Consider the following 20,339-nt stretch of genomic DNA (forward strand, 5'->3'; position numbering starts at 1 on the left):
AATGATGGGTATAGCTATGTCACAAGCGCCACTCTACTTTGGCCCTTGAGCATGGCATCACGCTGGGTCGGTCCGCCCGCAGCGCGTGTGGCTTTGAACCCCCAGCGATGAGAAACCTGTCCATCCTGCCATTGCTTCTTCCTCTATTGGCTTTGGCTCAGATGCCTGTTGACAGTCTCTGGACGGTCTACCGGGACCCCAAGACCACACCCGACCAACGGCTCCATGCGCTGCGCGACTTGTTCGACAATAACGCCATCGTACAGCAGGCGGACACCTTCGACAAGTACGTGGAAGTGATGTATGCGCTGGCCGAACAGGTCGGGGATCGCACCCTGCGGGCCTCCGCCATCATGAACCGCGGGGTGCAGTTCAACTTGGAGTCGGACCAGGATCGCGCGGATTCCTGTTACGCCCTGGCGGATTCCATGAACGGGCCTCGTGGTGACCGGCTCCTTCGCGCACAGCTTTGCTTCAACCGGGGTCTGAGCCTGTCCAAACGTGGCTTGACCGCGCAGGCCCTCGACAAGTACGCAGAGGCGCTTACCCTGGGAGAGACCCTTGGGAATGAGCTGATCATCCGCGGTGTGAAGAACAACATGGCAGGCCTTTATGCACAGAGCGGTGATATCGCCAAGGCCGCCGAGCTGTTCACGGACATGCTCCGGATCGCAGAGCAAGCGAAGGACAGTTCCGAGATGGGCAATCTGCTTTCGAACATCGGGGCGTGCCACAACATGATGGGGGAAACGGAGCAAGCCCGCCCGTACTTCCGCAAGGCAGCCGCGATCTTCGAGCGCACCCGGAACGGTAACCTGCCACGGCCCTATTACAACCTGGCCGGCACGTTCGCCAGTGTCGATTCGGACTCGGCATTCCACTACAACAGCAGGGCGCTGGCAGCGGCTGCAAGCGTAGGTGATGGTGCCATGCTCATGGGCGCTTATCAGCAGCGCAGCAACATGCTCTTGACGGCGGGCATGCCCGACTCCGCCATGGCGTGCCTGCGGAAGGCGATGGACGTGGCAAGGAGCGTGAAGAACCTGGCTATGGAGCTTACCGTCAAGGGCACCATGGCCCGGATGCGGTTCGACGAGGGCAACACAGCGCAGGCGATCGCCTTGGAAGAGGAGGTGCTCAGCGGAGCGCGCACGCTTCGCAACGTGGAATTGCAGAAGGTAGCAGCGGGCAACCTGGTCAACTACTACCGTAAGGCCGGCCGAACGGACAAGGCGCTGGAGATGTACGAGCTGCAGGTGACCCTCTCAGACAGCCTGGAGCGCGAGCAGAACCAGCGTGAGCTGATCCGCCAGGAGTACAAGTACGGCTACGAGAAAGAGGCTCTTGCGGACAGCCTCTCCTTCGCCGCGGAGACAGTCGTCCAACAGAAGGAGGTGCAGAAGCAGAAATTGATGCGCAACGGCTTCATGGGAGGCTTCGCTTTGGTGGCGGTGTTCGCCGGGGTCTTTTTCTTCCAACGCAATCGCATCAGCAAGGAAAAGCAACGCAGCGAGGAGTTGCTGCTGAACATCCTGCCGGAGGAAGTGGCCGAGGAACTGAAGGACAAAGGGAGCGCCTTGCCGAAACGCATCGACCAGGCCACCGTGCTCTTCACAGATTTCAAGGGCTTCACCGCCTACTCCGAGAACCTGAGCCCCGAACAACTGGTGCACGACCTCAACGAGTGCTTCACGGCCTTCGATCACATCATCGCCAAGCACGGCATGGAGAAGATCAAGACCATCGGCGATGCGTACATGGCCGCGGGCGGGTTGCCCACGCCCAACACCACGCACGCCACGGATGTGATCAAGGCCGCCTTCGAGATGCGCGACTTCATCGCCGAAGGCAAAGCGCGCAAAGTCGCAGCGGGTCTCCCCTACTTCGTGATCCGCATCGGCATCCACACCGGCCCTGTGGTCGCCGGCATCGTGGGTGTGAAGAAGTTCCAGTACGATATCTGGGGCGACACGGTGAACACGGCATCACGGATGGAAAGCAGCGGCGATGTCGGGCAGGTGAACATCAGCGAGGCGACCTATGAACTCGTGAAGAATGAGCCCGGTCTAATGTTCACATCGCGCGGCAAAGTGCAGGCGAAGGGCAAGGGGGAGATGGAGATGTACTTTGTTTCGAGGGTCTGAGGTCCCCGGCGGCGCTACTTGACCCGGAACCATTTCACCAGTGGTGGGTGCCGTGCCCACGATCCGGAAAGTCTACCTTGCATCCATTGGATCTTTGTCAGGGTCGCGTTGAGCCTGCTCATGGAGTAAGAACCCAACCCGATGCGCAGCCTCGTTGCATTTGTCCTCCTGCTCGGCCCCGTTCAATTCGCGAACGCCCAGACCAACCTCGACTCGCTCTACGCCGTTTGGCTGGATGAAAGCCATACGGATTCCGTTCGGCTCGCTGCCTACAAGGTCTACGTTCTTCAGGGCTTCGCTTACTCCAAGCCGGACACCGTTGAGGTGCTGGTAGCCGCGCTGCACCGCTACGCCGAGGAGCATGACTACCCGAAGGCTGCTGCGGAAGGGTTCAACATTCAAGGCAACGCCTACTTGGTGCGAGGCGACGTCCCGCACACCTTGGAATATTTTCAGAAGGCACTGGCGATCCGGGAATCCATCGGGGACAACCTGGGCATTGCAGGCAGCCTCGGCAATATCGGCCTCACCTATTCGCTGTTTGGTTACGCTCCCCTCGCCTTGGAGTACCTGCAAAAAGCTCGCGCGATGAGTGAGGAGTTCGGTTATCACAGTATCCACATGAACGCATTGATAGCCATTGGACAGGTGTACACGGACCAGCAAGATCTCCCACAAGCCTTGGAATACCTGGAAAAGGCGCTGGTCATTGCTGAAGAGGGCGGCTATGAAGGGCAGATCGCAACAATAGAGGGCCAGATCGCGAATGTCTACGGTTATCAAGGGGACCAGACCCGCAGCCTGGAATACAATGAAAGGGCCCTCGCGCATATGGAAAAAAGCGGGAACAGGGTGACCGCTGCGCAGGTGCTTTCGAATATGGCTGAGTCGTACCGTGATCAAGGTGACTTCGCCCGTGCAACGGAACACTTTGAAGCCGCTCTGGCGATCCAGAGAGAACTGGGATTGCCGTGGGGTATCGCGACCTCTCTGGCCGGTATTGGCACCATTCACCTGGATCAAGGCAACGAACGGCTTGCCCAGCCGTATTGCGAGGATGCCCTTTTCATTGCCAAGGAGAACGGGATCATGGATATCCAGACAAGGGCCTGTAGGTGCCTCTACCGATATCATCAACTATCCGGGAACAGCACCAAGGCACTGGAGTACCTGGAACGGTACATCGTTCTTAAGGACAGCCTGCTCAACACGGAGAACACCAAGAAGCTGGCGCAGATGGAGATGCAGTACACCTTCGACAAGAAGGAGGCCGCGACACAGGCGGAACAGGAGAAAAAGGATGCCGTGGCCGCAGAGGAAATGGAGAAGCAGAAGCTGGTGCGCAACGGCTTCATGGGCGGCTTCGCCGTGGTGCTGCTGTTCGCCGGTGTGTTCCTCACACAGCGCAACCGCATCGGGAAGGAGAAAGCGCGCAGCGAAGAACTCCTGCTGAACATCCTGCCCGAAGAAGTGGCGGAGGAGCTGAAGGCCAAAGGCTCGGCCGAGGCTGTGCACATCGATCAGGTCACCGTGCTCTTCACCGATTTCAAGGGCTTCACGGCGATGAGCGAAGTGCTGAGCCCGAAGGATCTGGTGAACGACCTGAACCTCTGTTTCTCGGAATTCGATATGATCACCTCCAAGCATGGCATCGAGAAGATCAAGACCATCGGCGATGCGTACATGGCCGCTGGTGGTTTGCCCACGCCCAACACCACGCACGCCACCGATGTGATCAATGCGGCATTGGAGATGCGCGACTTCATCGCCGAAGGCAAGGCGCGGAAAGTCGCAGCGGGCCTCCCTTTCTTCGAGATCCGGGTCGGCATACACACCGGCCCGGTGGTGGCCGGCATCGTAGGCGTGAAGAAGTTCCAGTACGACATCTGGGGCGATACGGTGAACATCGCCAGCCGCATGGAGAGCAGCGGCGAAGTGGGGCAGGTGAACATCAGCGAGGCCACCTACGCGTTGGTGAAGGATGAACCGGGGCTTGCGTTCACACCGCGTGGAAAAGTGCAGGCGAAGGGGAAGGGGGAAATGGAGATGTACTTCGTTGGAAGGACGTGATCCGGAACGGGATCATCTTCAGCATATCGCTCAGGTTGATATGCACCATACCATCATTCTGTACCATTCCTCCAGATCGTTAATTTCGGTAACCAAATTCCTACCGCCATGCAACAAGACACCACATCGCACGCCGGACTGTACCGCCTCGCCGGGATCGCCGCCATCTGTGCCGGCCTCCTGATCCTCTCCTTCGCGGTAGCGGCAGATTCACATGGCATCTTCTTCGTACCCGATGCGATCCACGGCGGGTCCATCGAGACCTGGATCGGCAATGTGCGTGCGAACCCGGGACTATCGCACGCGATCCATGCCCTGCCCGTGCTCGGCTTCGCGTGCATGCTCCTGATGGCCTTGTGCATCCATCGCCTGGTCGACCGCAACGACTGGCGAAGGATGGTCTCCTTGTTCGGCTATCTGGTGGGTGTCCCGTTAGCGGTATTGACCATGGTGGAACAACTGAGCCTGATGAACCAAGTGGTCTTCCAATCGGAGCAAATGCCGGAACAAGCAGGTGCGATCCTCACCTACGCCACCTTCCGGATCTTCCAATGGGAGGTGGTGAACAACATCTTCGGTCCGCTCTTCATCATCATACTGGGCCACACCTTCCTGGCCGCCGCTGCGCACCGGGCCGGTATGCTGCCGCGTTGGATGCTCATCTGGGCCGCGGTCAACGCGAGCTGCCTGTTGCTCAGTTTCTCCTTCGTGCTGGTTCCCGCCATGGGGATCCTCGGCTTCGCTGCGCCATCTAGCATGATCTGGCTGATCGTACTGGGTGCGCGCATGCTCCGACGGGCGAAACCGTGAACATGTCAAGCCGCATGTGTCTTCGTCCCGATCTACCAGGAGAAAGCAGCGGTGAAGGGACAGGTGAATATCAGTGAAGCGACCTATCGGTTGGTTGTCGGTGATCGGTTGTCTGTTGTCGGTCACCCCCCCGCACTTTGGACAGCAGCGACGGGCAACTGACAACCGACAACCCATTGTCTTCACACCGCGCGGAAAAGTGCAGGCGAAGGGGAATAGGGAGATGGAGATGTGCTTTATGGGGACCGCGTGACCGTTCCCGGTGCAGCTTTCACCGAGGATCTCGACCCGCAGTGCTCACGGCAACTCCTTTCAACTTCACTCCCCGCCACCCCATCAGGAGGTAGTACCCACCCTCGTCGCTTCTCTTGAATTCGAACGACTCGGCCTCGTCAGGTTCAGCGAAGAACACGCTGTCATTCTCAGCTTGCAGCTCAGCTATTCGCTCACCGTCCTGCAACACGACCAGTCCAGCGCCCAACACTTCGACCTTCAACTGAAGAGCGTCCATATCACGGAACGCGTACGTTCCGGCATACGTGTTCAAGATCTCCAGCGGCACTGCTTTCGCTTCGCGATGCAGGGCACGGGGTGGTTCCACGGCCTCGCCGTTCAGCATGCGCTTCATGTCGCGCAGCGTTTCCATGAACGGAATGGCATCCATGTTACAGAGCAGCACGTAGCTCCTATTGGTGTTGAGATCGAGATGGACGTGGGCGCGGATGCCATCGGAGCCGCCACTCTGCTGGATCACCCCTCCGCTGTCGGCAAGCAGGATACCGGATCCACCAGAACGAAGATGGTCAAGGAAACGCTGTAGATCCATGGCCGTTGAATAGACCCTGGCCAAACGCAGCTCCTCATCCTTGATGTTCGGCACTTGCACGAACACGGAGTCCTTCAGTTCATGGTTCCTGGCAAGGCGATGGATGTTCTTGTGATCAGTGTCGAAATGAGCCCCCGAGGCCTTCATGCCCAGCGGTACGAGCACGTCATCGATCAAGGCTTGTGAATACCCCCTGTCCTCCTTCCTCCCGATGAGGTAGTAGAGAATGGCATACCCGATATTCGAGTACTGCTCGTCAGTTCCTGGTTCGAAGACCAACTTCTCCTTGGCCGCCACCTCCAGGATCGAAACAACATCCAGATCGACGGCCTTCTCGGGCAACTGGCTCATCTCCCGCGGCAGGCCGGACCGATGCTGCATCAGCATCGCGATGGTGATCTCCCTGGCCCGTGGAAACTCAGGTAGGTATTCCGCAAGCGACGTAGCAGGATCCAATTCACCGTTCTGCTCCATTTCATGGAGCTGGTATCGCGCGAAGAGCTTGGAAACCGAATGAATATCGAATTGGCTCTCCCGATCCACGCGCAGGCTGCTCCCCGTATCCGGGTCTAGGTTGTATGCCTTGTAAAGAACAAGACCATCCCCCTCCTTCACCAGCACCACACCATTGAACTTGTTCATGGACGTCAACGCGGTGAAGTACGCGTCGATCACACCGGCCGGCCCATCCAGATCGGTTGTCGGCCTTAGGTCAACAGTACGTTCGTCGGAACGGGTCGTACACCCCGACCAGACCGTCATGCCCAGCGCCAGAAGAAGCGACCAGGGGGCCCTCATGGAGTGATCGCCGATCGGCATTGTGGGCAGGAGCTTCCTTTGGTCATGATCTGAAGAATTGCGGTGTCAAGGTAGCCTCCTTGAAAAATGACCCTGTGAGCACCTTTCAGGATCGAGATCGAACGGTCCTTGGATCGTGGATCGTGCTCACCTCATCGATCGGACCATTGTCGTGGCGGAAACGTCGAAAGGTCGTACGCTTTGCAAGTGCCAAAAATAGAACAGCCTGCTGCGGTAGGCGGTGCCGATACAACGACTGTTCGGGGGATCCATGCCGTGGCCCCGCGTATGACGATGAAGCCGAGGGAATCCGGAGGCATGTGATCGTTACTCGTGGTTCTCCCACCACTTCGCTCCGCGATAGCTTCGCTTCAACGGACCGATGCGGACCTTGTCCAAGAGGATCCACGTATCCATGGAGACATACGCACCCCGGTGGTTGTACTGTTGTTCGCGGGCCATCGCATCGGTAAGCATCACGGTCGCCGAGCGACCAAGTGGGCCATGCAGGAAAAGACCGAAGCCGATGAATGATCGCTTCAGGGTACGTTCCATGCCGACGCCTCCTGTGAAGTAGATCGTGAAGGGATCCAGAGTGATCCGCTCATCAAAGGGTTCACCTGCAATATCGATCGTGCGCGTGAACGAGCTTGCGGACCGTGCCGAGAGCACCACACCGAAGCGCCCAACGAGGTTCAACTTGTTGCGCTTCCATCCAGCTGGCAGCCGATTGCGACTCGTCTTGGCGACCAAGACCAACGGCAACTCCCATTGGCCGTATCGGAAACTTGCATCCTCCGCTGTGTTGGCGTTCCCGATACCCTGCCGCACATGGAGCAATCCGGTCTCAGAATACCAGTTCGCGGCATCTGCACCGGGCATTCCCCACAGCGCTCCGAGGTCCGTCCGCACGATCGCGCCGAGCGACCAGCCAAGCAATGAGGTACTCGCTCCCCCGATCCCCTCGGACCGGCTCACGTGCGTACCCGAAGCAAAGCCCATATCGAAAGCGGACCGTTGCGCGATCATTGGAACGGTGACCATGCAGGCTACGATCCATGCGTTGCGCAAAGCCATGGACCTAATGAAGATCAGGGGTGGTGAGCCGGAACCCCGGGCCGTCGCTCAAGCCATTGTTTCCTGCGATCTCGTAAAGGTCGACCAACTCCTCCGCAGAACGCACAGTTGGCAAGCTTGTGCCAAGTTGAAGAAGGAAGAATTGCATCGGGGAACCTTGGCAGGGAATAAAGCTACGGCAGTCCGATCTCATGAACGGTGGCTGAAAATGTGTGCCGTTCGGTAGCCTTGCATGGTGAACGTGTGCGATCCGCATCCGGACCGCATCCTCAGAACAACGAAGTCGAACGATGAACCGGATACCCCTACTTGGTTTTACACTCGCCCACGCGATCACGCTCAGCGCCCAAGTGCAGGGCTCCGCCGGACAGGCCAAGCTGCGGGGGCTTTCGGTCCCTCATGCGATCACGCACGACGCAAGGGACGTGCATTGGGGTCCAGAGGTGGATGGCGTGCAATTCGGTCTGGTGCTGGACGCGGACGCATTCAGCGTGAAGTGCGACCTGTTGGTGCGCTACCAAGGCAAGCGGGAGACCGGTTCGGTGAACGCAGAATTCCGGACCGAGGTACGCTACGAGAGCCTGGGCGAGTGCTACCGCGTGGAACCGGCAACGATGCATTACGTACCGGACGAGGTGATCCTTCGAGGATCGGCTGGTGGGTGGTGGCCCAAGGTCGACCTTGGCCGGGTGCTGAAACCCGGTGAGGAACTGCTGATGCAGCGCTTCATCATTCCGCGTCTCCAACATACTTGGGACGAGGAGTGCTACCGGCTGAACGAATGGCCGGATGCCTTGGAGGTAGTGGTTGACAACGTGCTGATACACGACCGCACCGTGCCGACGGCGATGAGCACAGGGCGAGCGCCCATCCGCTATTGTGAGCGGGAGAACTTTGCAAAGCGTCAGCAGATCGCCGAGGCCCGGTTCTTCGACCAATTGCTGAAGCTGGAAAGCCCGGACATCACCGCACTGTGCATCCGACTGGTGCAGGATACGGTGCAGGACGAACTGGTGCGCGGAGAGGCGATGCTGCACCTAGCCGAGCTGAACACCGACACGGCGCGGGATGTGCTTTACGCCCAATGCCTGCAGCCCGACCCCCAGTTATCAAGCCTGCTCGACCACTACTTCGATACCGGCGATCCACGCGCCGGGGAACTGTTCCACCGCTATTCCCGCCATCGTGATCCGGAGATCCAGCGCGATGTGGCCTACGGCATCGGCGCGTACGCGGACGAACGGTACTTCGACCTGCTGAAGCCGTTGCGCACGTCACCGGACCGATGGGTGCGGGAAGCCGCTGTTGATGCCTTGCAGTTCTTCGATACGGATGATTCGCGCGGCCTGCTGTACAAAAGCCTGTTGGATAGCGACCTCGGTGTTCGCACCCAGGCCGTCCGTGGATTGGCCGAGGTTGGCAACGAACGGTCGTTGCACGACCTGGCCAATTACATCGCTAAGGAGGACCCAAGGAACGTTGGGTATGTCGCGAATGCCTGGGTGGTGGTGGAACAGATCAGCGGCAGGAGCTTCGATCGGGACCTGGCCACGTTGCAGGCCTACTTGAAGGAGAGAAAGCAGTAGGGTGTTTCTTAGGCTAGATGTATACGCGAGGGGTCCTTGCGTTCGATCCGAATGACCTGGACCGTAAGGCAGTATGGCATCACCAGGTTGAAGGCCGTTCAATTATAAGCGTGAACAATGCCAGCGGATTCCTGCTGTTCGTGACCGATCCTTCCCATGGTATCAGTTCTAACGAGGTATGATCGGTTGTGCATTCCCTCTATCTAGATCTCGCAAGGGAAATGTCCTATGAAGCGGTACCGCATGGTGGCGGACCCTGGACGCTGCTTGATGCCCAAAGACGGATCCTTGCGAATGGGAGCTCGGCGCGACGCGAACTTCATCGCTCTCAGCGCATACGCGGATGGCGTCCAGATAGTGCGCTTGGGTGCTGGTGCCGACCAAAAGCACTTGCGGTTCGTGAAGTATTGAGGCATGCGCCCATGCGGTGTTCCAACTCAGCAACCTGAGCACGCATCATGCACTAACCGAGGCCGACAGTAGGAAGGGCCATGACGGGTTCAGGCCTTGTTACTTCCTGATCACCATGATGCTCATCTTGAACTCCGTTCTTCTTCTTAGCGAATGGGTCCTTCGCATTGGACGGCGTCGCGGATCGTTTTCACGGACGGATCCCTCTACAATAGCTCGCGCATGCGCAATAGCTGTCAACGTCGGTGCTTCCATCCGGCACTTCATCCGCATGCGCAGGTTGGCACGTATGGAACGGTGTACCGCCGAATACCGGCCGATCGAAGTAAGCAACTGAACCCCACCGCAGCCGTCTTACCGCCATGAAGATCCTTCTTGGTACTATCGTCTGTTGCTTTGCTCAACTTGGGTTGGCCCAGTGTCCCGCAGGGAACCTTTCCATTGCCAGCCAAACAGACGCGGATGCGTATGCGGCCTCCTACTCCAACTGCGACACACTACCCGGCGACCTTGTCATTTCAGGTTTCGGCATTACGGACCTCAGTGGTTTTACGAACCTGGACGTGATCTCCGGGAATCTTGATTGGAGCAATACCTACCCAGGTCCCTTCGACTTCACGGGTTTCAACAGTCTGGACCACATCGGTGGCGACCTGTTGGTCCAGAATTGCCAGCGCTTGCAAAGCCTGTCCGGGCTCGATGAACTGGACCGGGTCTCAGGTGATGTGTTCATCGCCAGTTGTGACAGCATCCGGAACGCATCAGGCCTTGGACAGCTCTCGGTCGTCGGTGGCGATCTCCAGTTCTTCGCACTCACCGATTTCACGCCGAACGGCATCAACCAGTTGGATTCGGTGTATGGCGATTGCTTGCTGATCCAAACCGATCAATCATCGGTAGCAACGGCTCCGAACGACCTGGACTACGTGGGCGGCCGTTTCTACTTCGGGGCGAACAATGCCACGAACATGACCGGCGGGAACAGCCTTGCACGTGTCAAGCACTTCACCCTGAATTCCGGTGGGCCCGCATTGCAGCATATCAGCGGTTTCAGCTCCCTCGTGCAGGTGGACAGCAACATGACCATCACCGGTAATGATGCGCTCACCAACCTCAGTGGTTTCAACGCGCTGGACAGTATCGGCGGCACACTGACCATTGGGAACAACGAAGCATTGTCCAGCATTACCGGCTTCAACTCGCTCTCGTATGTGCATCTCTTTCTGATCTGGTACAACGATGTGCTTTCCGATATCAGTGCCTTCGACCACCTGATCAACGTTCCGGACCACATGCAGATCAACAACAACCCGGTCCTATCGGTCTGCAATGTGCAAGCGGTGTGCGACCACTTGATCGCAAATCTTTCCTCGGGCATCTACCTCAACGCCACAGGCTGCGAAAGTGTGCCCGTGGTGCTCGCCCAGTGCCTGCCCACCGGGCTCCCAAGCACTGATGATGCGATCTCGACCATCGTGGCCCATCCCAACCCTGCGACGGAGAACATCACACTCCAATTGGACCACGTGACCGGCACACCAAGCATCGCACTCTGGAACGCCATGGGCCAGGCCGTATATGCCGAGCAGATGCCCGGAAGTCGGGGTATCCGCATGGATATCGGCCATCTTTCACCAGGCGTCTATTCCTTCGTGATCAAGGTGGCGGAGCAACGTCATGTAGTTCGGTTCGTGAAGGAGTAGGATCCGATCAGCAGCATTGTGGGGCTTCGACCGGAAGGTGATACTCACCTGCCCGGGCAACATTCGCTCCATGTCGCACCGTCCGGTGCTGCCCAGAAGCGCGGCTCCGGCCAGCATGCAAATGGATCCGAGCAAACCCGTCCAAGCAGCGGTGCGGGCGATGGCTGGTGCATGTTCACTCATGGTTCAAGCTTTAGTGAAAGACCAATACGGCGAGGATCACGATGGTCAGCGTGGTGAGCAGGCTCGGCCGGCCCAATGGCGCGATCGCCTTCAACTGGGCCTCGGTATCGCCCTCCTGGGCCTTGTGGGCTTTGGCGGATATGATCCCGATCAGCGCGCCGAGCACCAGGAGGAGCACCAGCTTGGCGATCAGCAAAGGCATCTCCCATATCACCGACAGCAATGACCAGATCAGGTACACGCCGGATATGGTCAAGAGCAGCAGGCCGATGTGGCCCATGCGGCTCAACGCGAACACCTGGACCATGAAGGCACGGCCCCTCTCAGGAGCCATCCGCGAGGCGACGTACAGGTTGGTGAAGGACGAACGTGGGCTCGCTTTCACCCCGCGCGGAAAAGTGCAGGCGAAGGGGAAGGGCGAGATGGAGATGTGCTTCGCGGAACAGGCCTGTTCGGACCCAGCCACCCTTTGTGGGTATTGGTGTTGATCATGCAAGCGGTTAGTTTCACCGGTCCAATGATCACGAGCGTATGATCGCCCGATCCCTGCTCGCAGCGTTGGTGGCGCTTTCCACACCGATCGCGGCCCAGCCCGATCTGGACTCCCTCTACCGCATCTGGCAAGATCCTTCCCGACCGGATTCCATCCGGGTGAAGGCCTACCTGGACCGTATCTGGAACGGCTACCTCTATTCCATGCCCGACAGTGCCATCGCATTGGCGGAAGCCCTGCAGGACTATGCGCGAGAGCACGATTATCCCATGGCTGCGGGTAGTGGTTACAACATCCAAGGGGTCGCGCATGCCAACCAAAGCAACTACGCGCGCGCTATGGAGTGCTACGAAAAGGCCCTGGCGATCAGGCGGGAGATCGGGGATCGGCAGGGCACCGCGTTGAGCCTGAACAACATCGGCATCGTGTACAGTGATCAGGGCGATCTTCCACGGGCTCTGGACTACTACACGCAGGCCTTGAAGATCCAGGAAGAGATCGGGAACCGGCGAGGCATGGCCATGGCCTTGAACAACATCGGCCTTCTGATCAACGACCAGAGCGAAGCGGAACGCGCAATGGATCACTACGAAAGGGCCCTGGCGATCTATGAAGAACTCGGGGATGAACGAGGCGCCGCGCAAACGCTGGGCAATCTCGGCATCGTTCTCTTTGGCCAGAAGAAATACGCCCGCGCTTTGGAGAGTTATGAGAAAGCACTGGTCATGCAGGAAGAACTCGGGGACAGGTATGGGCAGGCGAATGCTCTGGGCAACATCAGCCTTGTACACGACGAACTTGGTGATCACACCAGTGCGTTGGCATACTACGAAAAGGCCCTTCCGATCTTCGAAGAACTGGCCGACAAGGAGGGCATTGCGGCCAGCCTGAACAACATGGGTAGTATCTACCTGAAACAAGGCACGAAGAGCCTCGCCCTGAAGTATTGCCTTGAAGGTCTTGCACTGGCCAGGGAGATCGACGTTCTGGCGCAACAACAGAGCGGCTGTCAATGCCTGTACGACGCGTACAAGGCCATCGGTGATGATGCGAAGGCCTTGGAATACCATGAACAGATGGTCGTGCTCAAGGACAGTCTCTTCAATGAGGAGAACACCAAGAAGATCACGCAGCTGGAGATGCAGTACGAGTTCGACAAGAAGGAGGCTGCCACCCAGGCCGAACAGGAGAAGAAGGATGCCGTGGCCGCGCAGGAGTTGAGCCGGCAGAAGGTGGTACGCAACGGCTTCATGGGCGGCTTCGTGTTGGTGGCCTTGTTCGCTGTCGTGTTCCTCACGCAACGCAACCGCATCGGCAAGGAGAAGAAGCGCAGTGAGGAACTGCTGCTGAACATCCTACCGGAGGAAGTCGCGGAGGAGTTGAAGTTGAAGGGTGAAGCGGAGGCCAAGTTGATCGATCAGGTCACCGTGCTCTTTACCGACTTCAAAGGTTTCACGGCGATGAGCGAGAGGCTCAGCCCGAAGGAGCTGGTGAAGGACCTGCACGAATGCTTCAGCGCCTTCGACAACATCTGTGAGAAGTACGGCATCGAAAAGATCAAGACCATCGGCGATGCGTATATGGCCGCCGGTGGCCTGCCCACGCCGAACACCACCCACGCCATGGATGTGATCGAAGCCGCTCTAGAGATGCGCGACTTCATCGCTGAAGGCAAGGCACGGAAGATCGCGGCGGGGTTGCCCTACTTCGAGATCCGCATCGGCATCCACACCGGACCGGTCGTAGCGGGCATCGTGGGGGTGAAGAAGTTCAGCTATGACATTTGGGGCGACACGGTGAACACGGCATCACGGATGGAAAGCAGCGGCGATGTCGGGCAGGTGAACCTCAGCGAGGCGACCTATGAGATCGTGAAGCACTTGCCCGGTCTCACCTTCACCCCGCGCGGCAAGGTGCAGGCGAAGGGTAAGGGGGAGATGGAGATGTATTTTGTGGAACGAACCGAACTGTTAAAGGAATGAAGATCATTTCAAGACATATGGCGATCGCGCTGCTGCTTCTTGCACACGCGGCGCATGCCCAGCAGGTGGACAGCACGGCACTGCGTACACTGGTGGCCCTGAACGATTCGATCGAGTGGGCCATTCACCACGATGTGACCAAGGCCTTGGACGATGAAGCGGAGCTGGAGCGGCTGGCCGCCCAGGTGGGGAAGGGCCAAGAACTGGCTTCCGCCATGCTGAAGATGGGGAAGGTCCATGCGATCACCGGTGATCGCGACCGTGCCCGGGAATACTACCGCAAGTCCCATGATCTTTTCCATGAGGCCCAACAGGAAGTGAACGCGGCCCTGGCGACGATCTACACGGGCATGTCCTATTCGGACGAAGGAGTTTATGAAGCGGCCCTGAAGGCATTCCAGGAGGCGCTGGATACCTATACGCGGTTGGGTGAGGTGCAGTACCAGGGACACGCGTACAGCCACATGGCCTATGCCAAGGGCCACCTGGGCGATCAGGTGGGCGGGCTGGCCTACAACCTGAAGGCCCTGGAAGCCTTTGAACAGGTTGGCGACAGCGCCGATGCGGCCATCGAGATGTCCAACATCGCTGAGTCCTACGCGGAGATGGGCGAGCTGGACAAGGCCTTGTACTACAATGAACGGAGCGCGCGGCTGCTGAAGGAGGCCGGATTCACGGTGAACCTCATGAGCGTGCTGGGCAGCATCGGCCGAACACACCTGGATCTGGGCGATCGGGAACGAGCTCGATCCTATTTCGATTCCACGTACCGCTACGCGCGATCCCTGGCCAACACGGACCACATGGCCGTTGGCACCGCCGGTCTTGGGCGGGTTCTGCTGGCAGAAGGCGATCGGCCGGGTGCGTTGGAAAAGTTCCAGGAGGCCATCGCATTGTTCGAATCCATCAATGAGAAGGTGGATGTCGTCGAAGCGTACTGCCGCGCAGCGGATGTGCTCGTTCAGCAGGGGATGCCGGATGAGGCCGGACCGTATCTGGAGAAGGCCGCCCAACTGGCCACGCAGTTGGAGAGCAGGGTGCCGTACATGACCTATCTGAAAAGCGCGGAATCCTTGGACAGTGCACGCGGTGATCTGGCCCCTGCCTATTGGAAACTGAAGGAGCATTTCAGCATCCGCGACAGTCTCTTCAACCGAAGGAACGCGCACCGCCTGGCCGGATTGCAATTCGGCTACGAGGCGGAGAAGAAGGAACTGATCGAACGTGCCGAACGCGAACGCAAGGAACAGCGCCAGCGCTTGGTCCGCAATGCCATCCTCGTCGCCTTGCTCGGGTCCATCCTGTTCGGGATCATCATCTATCGCCAGCGGAACCGCATCGCGGCGGCCCGCCGGCGCAGCGACGAGCTTTTGCTCAACATCCTGCCAGAGGAGGTGGCGGAGGAGCTGAAGGAAAAAGGAGCGGCTGATGCCAAGCGCATCGATCAAGCCACCGTGCTGTTCACCGACTTCAAAGGCTTCACGGCCTACTCGGAGAACCTGAGCCCCGAACAGCTGGTGCACGACCTGAACGAATGCTTCACGGCCTTCGACAACATCATCGCGAAGCACGGCATGGAGAAGATCAAGACCATCGGCGATGCCTACATGGCGGCGGGAGGCCTGCCGGTGGCGAACAGCACGCACGCGATCGATACCGTGAAGGCCGCCTTGGAGATCCGCGACTTCATCGCCGAAGGCAAGGCCCGCAAGATCGCGGCGGGACTTCCCTATTTCGAGATCCGCATCGGCATCCACACTGGCCCTGTTGTAGCTGGCATCGTGGGTGTGAAGAAGTTCAGCTACGACATCTGGGGGGATACGGTGAATACCGCCAGTCGCATGGAGAGCAGCGGAGAAGTGGGGCAGGTGAACATCAGCGAGGCGACGTATGCGTTGGTGAAGGACGCCGCGACTCCGCTCGGCGATCGGTTGTTCACGTTCACCCCGCGCGGCAAGGTGCAGGCCAAGGGCAAGGGGGAGCTGGAGATGTACTTTGTGCAGCGCCGTGAACCATGAAGATGAACCATCCGAGCGCGCGAGCTGATGTTGTCATGAAACAAAGACCGGTCCTGCTTGCACTCCTTGGTCCCCTCCTGTTCGCTGGAGCAGGTGAGGCTTTGGCGCAGGACCTTGACTCCCTCCACGCGGTATGGCAGGACGGGTCCCGATCCGACTCCGTTCGGGTCGATGCCTTCACCGACTATATCGTGGAGGGATTCCTGTTCACCGAACCCGACAGCGCGTTGGTCCTGGCGGGCACGCTGCGCAGCTTTGGCCAAGATCGGTCCTACCCAGCAGCGGACGAGATCGCTTTCAAGCTCGAGGGGACAGCCTATGTGATGCTGGGCGATTATTCATCCGCTACGGAGAAGTACATGCAAGGTCTGAAGCGTTCGGAAGCAAGCGGGAACAGGAACAACAGTGCCAGCTTCTTGAACAATCTTGGTATCATTTACATGGACCAAGGGTTCTTCCCGAGGGCATTGGAGTACTTCCAGAAGGGGTTGAGGATATTCGAGGAGTTGGATAACAAGCCGAACAGTGCCAACTGCCTGACCAACATCGGCATCATCTATTACAAACTGAAGGACTACCCCAAGGCCCTTGACTACTACGATCAGGCCAGCCGCTACTTTGAAATGCTCGAAGACCAGGGTGGTGTTGCCAACATCCTGAACAACATCGCGAACATCCACCTCGACGAAGGAGACCTTCTAAGAGCGCTTGACAAGCACAAGGAAAGCCTGGCGATCAAGGAAAAGTTGAATGATGTGCCCGGCATCGCGAACAGCTATATCAATATTGGTGATGTGCACATGGAATTGAAGGACTATCCACGCGCCATCGAGTACTTCGAGATGAGCCTGAAGCTTGGTCGCTCATCCGGCGACAGGGATCTCATTTCGATTTCTCTGATCAACATAGGGGACGCCTACCTGGCGCAAGGACGACTTGGTCGGGCACTGGACTTTTGCGGTGAAGGACTCCGGATGGCCGAGGAGATCGATGCCTTGCAGGAACAGATGAGCGGATGTGCGTGCATGTACAATGCACATAAGGTTAGAGGCGATGGTGATGCGGCACTGACGTACCATGAAAGGATGATCGCAGTGCGTGACAGCATCTTCAATTCGGAGAACACCAAGAAGCTGACCGAGTTGGAGATGCGGTACACGTTCGACAAGAAGGAGGCGGCGACCCGGGCCGAGCAGGATAAGAAGGACGCTATCGCCGCTGAGGAACTCCGGCGGCAGAAACTCGTTCGCAACGGATTCATGGGGGGCTTCTCCTTGGTGGCCGTCTTTGCCGTGGTATTCTTCATCCAGCGCAATCGGATTGGCAGGGAAAAAGAGCGCAGCGATGAACTGCTGCTGAACATCCTGCCTGAGGAGGTTGCGGAGGAGTTGAAGGATACCGGCTCTGCCAAGGCCAGGCACTTCGACATGGCCACCATCCTGTTCACCGACTTCAAGGGCTTCACCCAGGCCAGCGAGATGATGTCACCCCAGGAGCTCGTAGAGGAGTTGAACACCTGTTTCATGGCGTTCGATGGTATCATCACCGCGCATGGCATCGAGAAGATCAAGACCATCGGTGATGCGTACATGTGCGCAGGCGGCCTGCCTGATCCTTCCGCATCCACACCGGCGGGGGTCGTGCACGCGGCATTGGAGATGCAGGCGTTCATGGTCGCACGGAAGAAGGAACGCGATGCGCAAGGCAAGCCCGCGTTCACCATGCGTGCAGGCATCCATACCGGTCCTGTTGTGGCCGGCATCGTGGGCGTGAAGAAGTTCGCCTACGACATCTGGGGCGACACGGTGAACACCGCCAGCCGCATGGAGAGCAGCGGCGAGGTGGGCCAAGTGAACATCAGCGAGGCGACGTATGCGCTAGTGCAGAACGAACCGGGCCTCACCTTCACCCCGCGTGGCAAAGTGCAGGCGAAGGGGAAGGGGGAGATGGAGATGTACTTCGTGGAGCGGACATAGGAGCGGACATCCGAAGCCGCTATTCGCGTCACTAGCGGTCCGACGCTGACCCTATCCTTGTCGATCCATCGGTCTACCTTCCCCACGGCGACGTGTCACGTGCAGTACGGACGCCATCGCAAAGCGTGATCCTCGCATGGTGCCATACGGCTACAACCTGAACCGCCTGCGCCAGTGGTTCCTGGGCGGGATCCTTCTGACTGCAACTTGGGGTCAAGCGCGGGCACAAGAGTATCCCCTGTTGCAGGATTCGCTGGAGGCCGAATTGCAAGGCGCACAGAACGACCTTGTCCGGATCCGGATCCATATTCGACTTGCCGAGGTCCACATCGACCTGTTGGACAATACGATAGCCCTGGCTCACTTGCGTGCGGGGGTGGAGATGGCCGAACGCCTGCACGATGCGCAGGGCGAAGCTTACGCGGACCTGATCACCGGCCTGGAGGCATACCAGGCGTTGCGCTACGACGAGGCCTTGGAAAGCTTCAGGTCCTGCATTGATCGATTGGACAGGATCAAGGTGGAGCAGGGATTCCTTTCGCCGCTCGGTCTCATACGCATGGTATACAACGATGCCGGTCTACAGGAGGAGAAGCATCTATTCTACAAAGACAAGCTGGCCTACTATGAAAAGCATGGCCCCCTGCGGAACACGGGTGCTTGCCACCACGGCCTGGCCGGCTTTTTCTACCTCACGGGACAGACGGAGAAAGCGATCGAGCACTACCTCCGAGCGCGGGAGCTCTTCGCAGAGTTCGACCCGGTCGGATACGCCAATCAGTTGGCGCCGGTGAGTACCATGTATATGACCTGGGGGAATCTGGACAAGGCGGAGGCTTATCGAAGACAGGCGGTCGATGAGAACATGAAATGCGGCAACATGGGCAATCTGCTCTTCGCTTACGCCGGGCTTTCGGAGATCCTGCTGATGAAAGGGGACACCACAGGCGCTCTGGCCACACTGAAGATGGGCAGACCGCTTTGGCGAAGGGCCGTACCGCAATTGGTCGCGCCCAGTGTGCAGAATTTGTTCACCATCCACCTGGAGCAAGGTCGAACGGACAGTGCCGGGCACTACCTCTCCATGCTCGACTCCCTTGCCGCTCTCGCTCCCATGCGCATCTCATCCGTGAAGGGAGAGATCGAGGTCGCGTTCAGCCATTATCGCTTCGCATGGGCCATGGGTGATCGCACCACAGCCATCCAGGCGTTGGAGCTTGCGCTGCAACAGGCCGATGACGAGCATCTGATCCGCTTCATGCAGAAGTACCGGAAGGAACTTTCGACGCGATACGCGGAAACGGGGCAGGTGCAGCGTTCACTGGTCCTCCTGAGCGACTATGTCCGGATCGGTGACTCCCTGAAATCCGTCTTCGATTCAAGGAAGGTCGCCGCCTACGAGCGCGAACTGAAGGAGCGGGACGATGCGCTGGAGATACAACAACAGCAAGCCCAACTGAAACAGCAGCGATCCATGCTGTATTCCGTCCTCGCGGTCGTTGTGTTGGTGACCGCACTGGCCCTCGTCGCCTGGCGCAGTTACCGGTCCAAACAACGCGCGAACTTGATCATCACGCAGGCCATGCGCCGCTCAGAGGAACTCCTGTTGAACATCCTACCGGAAGAGGTCGCGGAAGAACTGAAAGCGAAAGGCACCGCAGAGGCCGTCCACATCGATCAGGTAACCGTGCTCTTCACCGACTTCAAAGGCTTCACGGCGATGAGCGAAATACTCACGCCCAAGGACCTGGTAAAGGACCTGCACGAGTGCTTCAGTGCCTTTGACAATATCTGCGAGAAGTACGGCATCGAGAAGATCAAGACCATCGGTGATGCGTACATGGCCGCAGGCGGTTTACCCACACCGAACACCACGCACGCCACGGATGTGATCAAGGCCGCGTTCGAGATGCGCGACTTCATCGCCGAAGGCAAGGCACGGAAAGTGGCGGCGGGCCTCCCCTACTTCGAGATCCGCATCGGCATCCACACCGGCCCTGTCGTCGCGGGCATCGTGGGCGTAAAGAAATTCCAGTATGACATCTGGGGCGATACGGTGAACACGGCGAGCCGCATGGAGAGCAGTGGTGAAGTTGGACAAGTGAACATCAGCGAGGCCACCTATGAACTGGTGAAGAACGAGCCGGGCTTCATGTTCACCCCGCGCGGAAAAGTGCAGGCGAAGGGCAAGGGCGAGATGGAGATGTACTTCGTGCACGATGGTGCGTCCGGTGCCTGATGTCGAATTCGCAGGATCAGGAT

At 58.5% G+C, this 20,339-nt stretch carries 12 protein-coding genes; 9 read left to right on the forward strand and 3 right to left on the reverse strand.

All coding sequences use genetic code 11. The annotated features are described in order from the left end of the window. Positions 1-107: 107 nt before the first annotated feature. From IPM12_08385 to IPM12_08395, 3 genes are all read left to right on the forward strand, one after another. Positions 108-2,144 (forward strand): tetratricopeptide repeat protein, encoded by a 2,037-nt coding sequence (locus IPM12_08385; GenBank protein MBK9147820.1) that lies wholly within the window; start codon positions 108-110, stop codon positions 2,142-2,144. 141 nt (positions 2,145-2,285) lie between these two features. After that, a complete protein-coding gene (locus tag IPM12_08390; protein MBK9147821.1) occupies positions 2,286-4,214 on the forward strand; it encodes a tetratricopeptide repeat protein in 1,929 nt (642 codons plus the stop codon). A 108-nt stretch (positions 4,215-4,322) separates the two neighbouring features. Then, on the forward strand, positions 4,323-5,024 hold the full coding sequence (locus IPM12_08395; protein MBK9147822.1) for a DUF4386 family protein: 702 nt from the start codon (positions 4,323-4,325) through the stop codon (positions 5,022-5,024). A 271-nt stretch (positions 5,025-5,295) separates the two neighbouring features. On the opposite strand, the gene IPM12_08400 is transcribed toward IPM12_08395, so the two are convergent. Together IPM12_08400 and IPM12_08405 are read right to left on the reverse strand one after the other, a co-directional pair. Further along, entirely contained in the window at positions 5,296-6,669 is a 1,374-nt protein-coding gene (locus IPM12_08400; protein MBK9147823.1) for a beta-lactamase family protein, read from the reverse strand. Between the two features lie 306 nt (positions 6,670-6,975). Beyond that, positions 6,976-7,725 (reverse strand): hypothetical protein, encoded by a 750-nt coding sequence (locus IPM12_08405; protein MBK9147824.1) that lies wholly within the window; start codon positions 7,723-7,725, stop codon positions 6,976-6,978. A 290-nt stretch (positions 7,726-8,015) separates the two neighbouring features. Here IPM12_08405 and IPM12_08410 point away from each other — a divergent pair, with 290 nt between their 5' ends. Further along, the gene (locus IPM12_08410) at positions 8,016-9,311 is read left to right on the forward strand and encodes a HEAT repeat domain-containing protein (GenBank protein MBK9147825.1); all 1,296 of its coding nucleotides are present in this window, start codon (positions 8,016-8,018) and stop codon (positions 9,309-9,311) included. Positions 9,312-10,285: 974 nt separating this feature from the next. After that, on the forward strand, positions 10,286-11,425 hold the full coding sequence (locus tag IPM12_08415; protein ID MBK9147826.1) for a T9SS type A sorting domain-containing protein: 1,140 nt from the start codon (positions 10,286-10,288) through the stop codon (positions 11,423-11,425). 193 nt (positions 11,426-11,618) lie between these two features. Here the strand turns inward: IPM12_08415 and IPM12_08420 are convergent, their stop codons facing one another. Further along, on the reverse strand, positions 11,619-11,915 hold the full coding sequence (locus IPM12_08420) for a hypothetical protein (protein MBK9147827.1): 297 nt from the start codon (positions 11,913-11,915) through the stop codon (positions 11,619-11,621). A 224-nt stretch (positions 11,916-12,139) separates the two neighbouring features. Between IPM12_08420 and IPM12_08425 the strand changes: the two genes are divergently transcribed. The 4 genes from IPM12_08425 to IPM12_08440 all read left to right on the forward strand — a co-directional run bounded on the left by IPM12_08425 (position 12,140) and on the right by IPM12_08440 (position 20,316). Then, the gene (locus tag IPM12_08425; protein MBK9147828.1) at positions 12,140-14,083 is read left to right on the forward strand and encodes a tetratricopeptide repeat protein; all 1,944 of its coding nucleotides are present in this window, start codon (positions 12,140-12,142) and stop codon (positions 14,081-14,083) included. Beyond that, the gene (locus tag IPM12_08430) at positions 14,080-16,101 is read left to right on the forward strand and encodes a hypothetical protein (protein ID MBK9147829.1); all 2,022 of its coding nucleotides are present in this window, start codon (positions 14,080-14,082) and stop codon (positions 16,099-16,101) included. The genes IPM12_08425 and IPM12_08430 overlap by 4 nt, the downstream gene beginning before the upstream one ends. 35 nt (positions 16,102-16,136) lie before the next feature. After that, positions 16,137-18,077 carry a tetratricopeptide repeat protein gene (locus IPM12_08435; protein ID MBK9147830.1) on the forward strand — a complete coding sequence of 647 codons (1,941 nt, stop codon included), beginning with the start codon at positions 16,137-16,139 and terminating at the stop codon, positions 18,075-18,077. A gap of 136 nt (positions 18,078-18,213) precedes the next feature. Further along, on the forward strand, positions 18,214-20,316 hold the full coding sequence (locus tag IPM12_08440) for a hypothetical protein (GenBank protein ID MBK9147831.1): 2,103 nt from the start codon (positions 18,214-18,216) through the stop codon (positions 20,314-20,316). Positions 20,317-20,339 lie beyond the last annotated feature (23 nt).

The sequence above is a fragment of the Flavobacteriales bacterium genome, from assembly GCA_016716605.1.
GTDB lineage: Bacteria > Bacteroidota > Bacteroidia > Flavobacteriales_F > PHOS-HE28 > PHOS-HE28.

Coding starts and splice junctions, on each gene's coding strand:
- IPM12_08395 (MBK9147822.1), top strand. CDS start 4,323: ATGCAACAAGACACCACATCGCACGCCGGACTGTACCGCCTCGCCGGG.
- IPM12_08385 (MBK9147820.1), top strand. CDS start 108: ATGAGAAACCTGTCCATCCTGCCATTGCTTCTTCCTCTATTGGCTTTG.
- IPM12_08435 (MBK9147830.1), top strand. CDS start 16,137: ATGAAACAAAGACCGGTCCTGCTTGCACTCCTTGGTCCCCTCCTGTTC.
- IPM12_08425 (MBK9147828.1), top strand. CDS start 12,140: ATGATCGCCCGATCCCTGCTCGCAGCGTTGGTGGCGCTTTCCACACCG.
- IPM12_08430 (MBK9147829.1), top strand. CDS start 14,080: ATGAAGATCATTTCAAGACATATGGCGATCGCGCTGCTGCTTCTTGCA.
- IPM12_08400 (MBK9147823.1), bottom strand. CDS start 6,669: ATGCCGATCGGCGATCACTCCATGAGGGCCCCCTGGTCGCTTCTTCTG.
- IPM12_08405 (MBK9147824.1), bottom strand. CDS start 7,725: ATGGCTTTGCGCAACGCATGGATCGTAGCCTGCATGGTCACCGTTCCA.
- IPM12_08420 (MBK9147827.1), bottom strand. CDS start 11,915: ATGGTCCAGGTGTTCGCGTTGAGCCGCATGGGCCACATCGGCCTGCTG.
- IPM12_08410 (MBK9147825.1), top strand. CDS start 8,016: ATGAACCGGATACCCCTACTTGGTTTTACACTCGCCCACGCGATCACG.
- IPM12_08390 (MBK9147821.1), top strand. CDS start 2,286: ATGCGCAGCCTCGTTGCATTTGTCCTCCTGCTCGGCCCCGTTCAATTC.
- IPM12_08440 (MBK9147831.1), top strand. CDS start 18,214: ATGGTGCCATACGGCTACAACCTGAACCGCCTGCGCCAGTGGTTCCTG.